Source organism: Streptomyces katrae, from assembly GCF_000717655.1.
Lineage (GTDB): Bacteria > Actinomycetota > Actinomycetes > Streptomycetales > Streptomycetaceae > Streptomyces > Streptomyces katrae_B.
The window spans coordinates 1-6,750 of sequence record NZ_JNZY01000082.1 but is presented as its reverse complement, the minus strand read 5'-3'; the positions used below and the strand labels follow the sequence as shown (position 1 = coordinate 6,750).

Sequence of the window (6,750 nt, the reverse complement as noted above, 5' to 3'; positions counted from 1 at the left end):
AGGCCGCCCGGGCCCTTTTACCTCCGCCCAGGTCGCCTCCCGCCACACGGTGACGGCCTGCTCGTCGCGTTCGGCCACCCGCCGCGCGGGCACCTGCGGGGAGAACCCGAGCCGGAGCATCAACCTGGTGGCACCCGAGACGCTGTAGGAGATGTGGAACTTCCGGCCGATCAGCGTGGCCACCCTCGAGGCGGTCCACACCTGGTCCTCGACCCAGCCGTGCGCGGTCGGCCCCTGCTCCAGATACACGGCCAGCTTCCGGCACCCGTTCAGGATTCGCGATGCCCTACAACGCGGGGGGGGGAGTCTGCACCTGCCGGAATTACGTGATCCCGTTTCGACGCGGCAGACCACGCCTGCCAGAACCTCGGACGTCTTCTGAGTCGATCGAGAACTATCGGTAGCGGGCTGCTTCGAGCCGCGATGGTGGACAGGCGATCTCCCGTTCTCTGGCCGCCGTCTTGCGCTGGCGGTCACGTGTCACCGCCACGCCCGCCGAGCACAGCCCAGTCCTGGGGGCAGCCGTGGGGCCGCCCCCAGGACAGTTTCGGGGGCGGCCCCGAAGAGGCCGGCCGAACCTCCGTCAGCCCTGCGGGGCAGCCGGTTCCACGTCCTTGGACAGCGGCACTTCTCCGGTGTTGTCGACGTGCCGGGCGGCGACCCACGCGGCCTTGTCACGCAACAGGTACCAAATGCTGTTGCCGTCGATGATCTGGGCGTGCACCTTGCTGCCCAGACCGACCTCAGCGCCGTGGCTCAGGTTGCCGATGATGGGCGAGTCCGTGCTCGGATACTTCCGCAGGTTGACGCCAATGGTGCTGACAACGGTGCCGAACGGCTGGGGTGGACTGGGCATCATGACCTCCAAGGGAACGCCGGAGTGGCGGAACGTCGTCCGGTATCCGGACCAGTTGCTGGCACGGTAAGGCCGATCCCTGCCGGGGAGCCGGAGGCATGCGGGACACTCCACGACCAAGAGCCCGGCTGTCATTCCGATGGTTCCGCCCCTCAGCCAACCTGCCACGTCTCACACCGGCTCGCTACTTCTCACACCGGCCGAGGTTGACCACGTAGGTCCCCGCATCGCTCTTCCCAACCCCGGCCGGGTCCGCCGATCCGCCCCTGGGCGCGATGCCGAACTCGGTCAGCGAGGGGTCGCGGATGATCTCGGCGTGGCCGCCTTTACTGATGTTCAGCCACCAGTTGACGGCCGCCCGCGGAGTGCCCTCTCCGTCCCAGTCGTTGTAGGCGATCTCGTAGCCGGCCCACGACCTGCCGTTCGCGCAGTACCCGGCGTCCTTGATGCGGGCCGCGATCTGCTGTTCGGCCGAACCGGCGACCCGCGGGTTCTGGTGCGGATTCTTGCCTGGGCCCCACCACTTCTGAGCCAGGGCGGCGGTCACGTGCTTGTTCGCCGCGTTCCTGAGCTCGGCGGATTGCGAGAGTGGCCGGAGCCCCAGCCTTTGGCGCTCCGCGTTGATCAGGCAGGTGATGCCCTCAATGGCGGGCAGCACCCCGTACCCGAAGCGGCCCGGGTCGGCGGGGGGTGGTTTGTCGTACGAGTCGGGGCTCGCATCCGCGCAGTGCGGCCACGGCTGAGCCACGGCCACAGCCGTGGTCATCGGAACGAGCGGGACGATCAGAACACCCGCCGCCGCCACCGACATCACAGCCCGTGCATACGGAGTGCGAGTGCGAGTGCGCGTGGTGCTGTGATTACGCATCCTCATGGAGATTCTCATCTCTCCCCGAGGCCTGTTCTCAGGTCCCCGTTCCCGGGGACCAGCCTTGGCGCGCCTGTCCCATGATGCGCGCGACGGGATCGCCGCGCCATTCAGGACCGGGGTGCTCCGAGCAAACACGCGCCGACGACACCCGTACGCCAGGCTCCGCCGCCAGGTGTCCCGGCCGCGACACCCCCGAGCCGCTCCCCCGCACCGCCCCGGAGCCGGGCTTCCAGCCGTCCGCCCAGCGCTGCGCACCCACACCGTTCACAGAACGAACGAAAGTGCAGGTCACGCCGAATGTGCAGAGAAGTCCGCCGCTCCTCGGTTCGTCCCAAGGACCCATTCCTCCCCCGCCCTGAAGGGCGGAGCCTCCTGGGAGAGATCCGGTGAAGCCCCTGGTCCCGGGGATCCCGCATGGACAGCGCCCTCCCCGGGGCCGACAGCCTCCCCGAACGCCGGCGCCAGGCCCTGGCGGAGCTGGCGGCGCCAGCCCCGGCAACGGTCTCGTATCCGCGAGGTGCACACCGGGCGCGTCACGCCGTGGTGCCTGCGCTGGTCACCTGGCTCGCTCAACACTCCACAGCGGCAGCTGCTCGAAGAAGGTGACCGACTCCTCCCTCCACTGTGACCGCCACCCGGCGACCACCGCGGACGCCTGCTGCGCATAGCGGCGCATATCCGCCTGCATCCTGACTGTCACGCCCCGACGCTCCCCGATCTCCCGAACGGCAGCAATGGTCTGCGGCGTGCAGGACGGGTCACCAAGTGCGGCTTCCATCACGCGACGCTCGGCGTCGTCGACGGACGCCAGCAGAGCACGGACGGTATAGCTGTGTTTCCCGTCGCGAACGTCAGTCCCGGTCGGCTTGCCCATGGCGGCCGCGTCTCCGAACAGGTCCAGGTAGTCATCGCGCATCTGCCCGCAGATTCCCACCAGCCGCGCATAGTCGCGCAGCTCCGTCTCGAAGAGCGCCGGCTGCGCGCCTGCGGCCAGGAGTCCGAGCTGCATGGGCGCGAGGATCGAGTAGCGGGCGGACTTGTGGTCGGCCACGCAGTGGAGGGGTCCTCGTGCGGTGCGACGACGAAGCCGCGTTCCAGGTCGAGCGATCTGCTCTCGCTCTGGGATCCCGGCGAGCCTGGTGTCCGGTCCCGGGTCTACGCCGACGTCCTACGGCCGCGATCTCCCCACGTACGGCCAGTTGCGAATGTGACGTCCAGTGACCACCGTCGGGTGGGCGCCAACCCGGGCGAGTGCTTCCGGTTCAGGCTCGGAATGCCTCCCGGAGGAGCTCGCCGAACTCGGCGGGGTGCGTGGTCAGGCCGGTGTGCCCGCCGGGAAGTGCCGGAGTTCCGTGCTGAGACGGTCGGCCAGGAAGGCGGCCGGACGGTAGGGCAGCTCACCGCGTGAGTCCTGGCCGCAGGCGAGCACGAGCCGGATCGACAGTGCCTCCAGTCGGTTCATGTCCGGGGCGTAGGACATGAACTCGGCACGATGCGCCGGACGAAGTAGGGCAGGTTGGCCATCGTCCACTCAACCCGCACCGCTGCCTGCGGTAGGTGATGGGTTGGTGGCTTCTGCCGCCCGGGCCTACGCCGCCGGTGCACTACTCCTCAAATACCTGCTTGAACGTGCGGTGCCGCAAGGCCGATGGTGGCTGCATGCATGACGTGAAGCTTTCGGATGGCGTTGTCACTCTGTCTCCTGTGCGTCTGGACGACGCCGATGAGCACCTGGCAGGCGAGGACGAGCTGCTGGTGCGGTGGCTCAGTGGGGAGTCAGGCACCCGGGAAGGCACCGAGGTGTACTTCCGCCACTGCATTGAGCAGTGGGCCGCCCGTGGACCGTTGCGTGCGTTCGGGATCCGTGTGGCTGCCGAGTCAACGCTGGCGGGTTACATAGACCTGCGGTTCGAGATGGCGGGCTTGGTGCCTGGACAGGTCAACATCTCCTACGGTCTCTACCCTGCTTGGCGCGGTCAGGGACTGGTGACCCGCGCTGTCCGCCTGATCTGCCAGTACGCCGCAGCTGAAGGGGCGACCCAGGGAGTTATCCGGGTGGACCCGGATAACTCCCGGTCGGCAGCGGTCGCGAGACGGTCAGGTTTCACCTACGACAAGCGGGTTCCGGAAGCGGATGGCAACCAATGCGACTGGTACGTCCGCAGCCTGACTTACGGAGTCGATCTGGCAATCATGTGACTACTCCGTGCCCGGCTCGTTGGGTGTGGGCATGGGGCGGGGTGACACCTCGCCGACCTGATGCCCCGCGGACGAGTGGATGCGAACCGCACACCCACCCAAGGGTGCCCCGGGCCGGTAGCGGCCAGGTGCTCGCCCACCTGCCGGGCCTGCTCCTGGCGCAGCGGTACCGTCCGGCCGACCGCGCGCAGGCGGCTGGCCGGGTCGTGGCGGTCGAGGACGAGGAGTTGCGGGCGGGTGAGGGTGCCGGTGATGGCGCCGGTGATCGCTTCGGTGGTGTCGCGGCGGCGGATCTTGGTCCAGCCACGTACGGAGGGCCGGTAGGGCTGGTTCACGCCCTTGGCCACAACGCCCTCGACACCGGACACGTCCGTCCAGGACTCCAGCCACTCCCGCGCCGTGGCCGGGTCGGTGGTCATCGGGCACAGGGTCCACGGGGCCGTCAGGGCGTGGTCGGTGAACAGGTCCTCCAGGAGCGCCCTGCGCTTCCGGTATGGGCGTGCGAGGAGCTCCACCCCGTCCAGCTGCAACACGTCGACACGAAGTAGGCCCGCCACTGGGCGGCGCTGCGAGTGCTGCGCGGGCCGCGACGAGCCGCAGATCCATGAAGGCGTCTGGTTGATCGCCCATGTGCTCAAGCCCCCTGTTTTCAGCCGGTCGGGACAACGTGTCAGCCCTCAAACGGTGCCGAGGGCTACCCGGAGACCCTCGACCTGTTGCTGGGACCGCGGAGCGGGCATCAACGCGGCGATGAAACACACAAGACCGCCCTTGACTGGGCGTCGGGTTCGGACAGCAACGGATGGTCCACCACCTCCTCAGTCGTGGTGCTACCCCAACACGGTTTCTGCTACGCGGTCCTTCGCCGCCGCCCGGTCGCTCTCACCGCCACCGCCTACCTGACGACCGCGGTGATCCTCTTCACCCTGTCATGAACCGTCCCCCGCGACCCCGCGGCGATGTGGCACAACTGCCCTCCGACGGCTCCCGACCAGGAAAGCTCCAGAGACGTCCTGACTCCGAAGTACCGCGCACCGCATCCGAGCCGCCGTCGACGAGATAGGCCACGCCGCCACGCGCTGGACGAGCCGATCCTCTGGCCTACCGGCTGAGGCCCGTCAGCCGTGGTCCCGGGGCGGACGCCGAATCCTTCACGACGAAGAGATCGCCAGAGACCCGACCGGCCCAAATCTACGTTCGACTGGGATGCTGGCTGACATGACTAAAGATCAAATAGGCCGGCTCATCGGCTTGGGTTTCGGGCTCTCCTTCATCGAGGCGAACGCGGGCGCGCTGCCCACGCAAGCGCAGGTCCCGCTGCGCGTGGCCGGTGTGGCCGCGTTCCTCGGGCTGGTGCTCTTCGGGCGGCGCCGCACGCAGGCCGTTCAGACCGCCGACGAACCCCGGGGCGCGAGCTTCGGCGGCCGGTACTGGTTGGTGGTGCTGGCGGAGGTCGTGGCGGTCGCCGCCGGGCTAGCCGTAATCAACCGCGTGCTGCACACCCCGCAGGCGACGGTCGGGTGGATCGCCGCGGTGGTCGGCGTGCACTTCTTCGGGCTCGCGACCGTGTGGAGCAGACCCGAACTGCGCACGCTCGGCGGCGGAATGACGGCCTGCGGCGTCCTGGGCCTGGTCCTGGCCTTCTGCGGCGCCGCCACCGCACTCGTCGCGCTGATCGCCGGTATCACACCCGGCGTGCTGCTGCTCGGATCGGTGTGGTGGTCCGGCCGGACGACCACACCGGCCCGGACGGCCTGATCCTCTGGCCGGCTCACACACATCGACGAGGGCCTCGACGTTCTCGGGTGGCGCGTCGGCGCCACCCGAAGCGGGGCACGGATCGGCAGTACGTCTACACCTACCCGGCACGGAAATCGTGCGTTCCGTGCCGGCCCAGGTGAAGGAGCTGACCGGTGGACAGAACGTCGGGCTGTCGCTGACCGGCCTGCTGCACCGGCTGGACTCGGCACTGCGGGGCTGGTACGCGTACTCCCGTCCAAGACCGTGACCGGCTGCGGCACGAGAACCTGATTGATCACAACGGGACTTGTGGAGAGCCCGGTGCCTGGAGAGGCACGCCCGGTTCGGGAGACGGCTCGGGAAAACCCACTGGCGCAGACAACAGCAGGGCTCCCCGAGCCGACTTCACCCGGGCCGTGCCAGTTCCCGAGGCGGTTGATGCCGAATAACGTCTCTCATCACTTGCTCGTATTCGACGACGATCCCAAAGGGACGGAACGGTCAGCGCGGAGTGGTGTCATCGGCCTCGAACGGGCCGCCGTGGCCGGGCACGATCAGGTCCGCCGCGGCCAGCACCCGCAGCCGGGAGGCGCGCAGTACCTCGCGGTCCGGGGCTACGGGGTCGTCCGCGGGACCGTTGGCGTGCCACCACAGGTCGCCCGCGAAGGCCACCACGCCCGAGTCCGTGCCCGCCAGCAGTGTGATGTCCGGGGTCGGCCTGCGACAGGTCGCGCCCCAGGACGAAGGCGTTGGCGGCGGGCCGGTAGATGACCTCCCCCGGCTTCGCACCCGCCCGCCACCTGCCGTGACCCTGAGGCTCGCCGGACGGGTCAGCGATAGGGACTCCAGCCGCCGCACCGGGCCAGCAGGTTTCCCGCCGCAGCCGGACTCAGGCCGAGCACGGAAGCGGCCCGGACTGGTGTGGGGGCGGCCCGGTACTGTTACCGCCAGAGCGCTCTGGTCAGCACCGGGCCTCGCCCGCGCGCGCCCTATCGACGCGGACTGCGCCCGACCATAGCTGCGGCAAGTCGGCGCCCCGCATCACAAGCACAGCGTTCGAAATCCTGTGTGACATCGAACGGGG

General features: G+C 69.0%; 8 protein-coding genes and 2 pseudogenes. 3 read left to right on the top strand and 7 right to left on the bottom strand.

The annotated features are described in order from the left end of the window. From IF09_RS0139340 to IF09_RS44280, 5 genes and pseudogenes are all read right to left on the bottom strand, one after another. Nucleotides 1-249 (bottom strand): helix-turn-helix domain-containing protein (locus IF09_RS0139340; RefSeq protein ID WP_234321344.1); only part of this gene is annotated, 249 nt, incomplete at its 3' end. A gap of 334 nt (nt 250-583) precedes the next feature. Continuing rightward, on the bottom strand, nt 584-856 hold the full coding sequence (locus tag IF09_RS0139335; RefSeq protein ID WP_030304324.1) for an SH3 domain-containing protein: 273 nt from the start codon (nt 854-856) through the stop codon (nt 584-586). A 184-nt stretch (nt 857-1,040) separates the two neighbouring features. Continuing rightward, nucleotides 1,041-1,622, bottom strand: a complete 582-nt coding sequence (locus IF09_RS0139330; protein ID WP_234321343.1) for a CAP domain-containing protein — start codon at nt 1,620-1,622, stop codon at nt 1,041-1,043. A gap of 661 nt (nt 1,623-2,283) precedes the next feature. Then, nucleotides 2,284-2,778: a polyprenyl synthetase family protein gene (locus IF09_RS0139325; protein ID WP_234321342.1), complete on the bottom strand. Its 495-nt coding sequence runs from the start codon at nt 2,776-2,778 to the stop codon at nt 2,284-2,286. 211 nt (nt 2,779-2,989) lie between these two features. Next, nucleotides 2,990-3,281: pseudogene (locus IF09_RS44280) on the bottom strand (alpha/beta hydrolase); the annotation flags it as partial. Between the two features lie 105 nt (nt 3,282-3,386). Here IF09_RS44280 and IF09_RS0139315 point away from each other — a divergent pair. Further along, nucleotides 3,387-3,926: a GNAT family N-acetyltransferase gene (locus IF09_RS0139315; protein ID WP_030304321.1), complete on the top strand. Its 540-nt coding sequence runs from the start codon at nt 3,387-3,389 to the stop codon at nt 3,924-3,926. On the opposite strand, the gene IF09_RS0139310 is transcribed toward IF09_RS0139315, so the two are convergent. Further along, nucleotides 3,899-4,564, bottom strand: coding sequence for a hypothetical protein (locus IF09_RS0139310; protein WP_234321341.1), 666 nt, complete (start codon nt 4,562-4,564; stop codon nt 3,899-3,901). The two genes, IF09_RS0139315 and IF09_RS0139310, sit on opposite strands and share 28 nt — an antisense overlap. Before the next feature lie 580 nt (nt 4,565-5,144). Here IF09_RS0139310 and IF09_RS0139300 point away from each other — a divergent pair. Together IF09_RS0139300 and IF09_RS48180 are read left to right on the top strand one after the other, a co-directional pair. After that, nucleotides 5,145-5,684 carry a hypothetical protein gene (locus IF09_RS0139300; protein WP_051833673.1) on the top strand — a complete coding sequence of 180 codons (540 nt, stop codon included), beginning with the start codon at nt 5,145-5,147 and terminating at the stop codon, nt 5,682-5,684. A 127-nt stretch (nt 5,685-5,811) separates the two neighbouring features. Next, nucleotides 5,812-5,934, top strand: coding sequence for a hypothetical protein (locus IF09_RS48180; RefSeq protein WP_267882211.1), 123 nt, complete (start codon nt 5,812-5,814; stop codon nt 5,932-5,934). A 233-nt stretch (nt 5,935-6,167) separates the two neighbouring features. Here the strand turns inward: IF09_RS48180 and IF09_RS41425 are convergent. After that, nucleotides 6,168-6,374, bottom strand: a pseudogene (locus IF09_RS41425) (MBL fold metallo-hydrolase); the annotation flags it as partial. Nucleotides 6,375-6,750 lie beyond the last annotated feature (376 nt).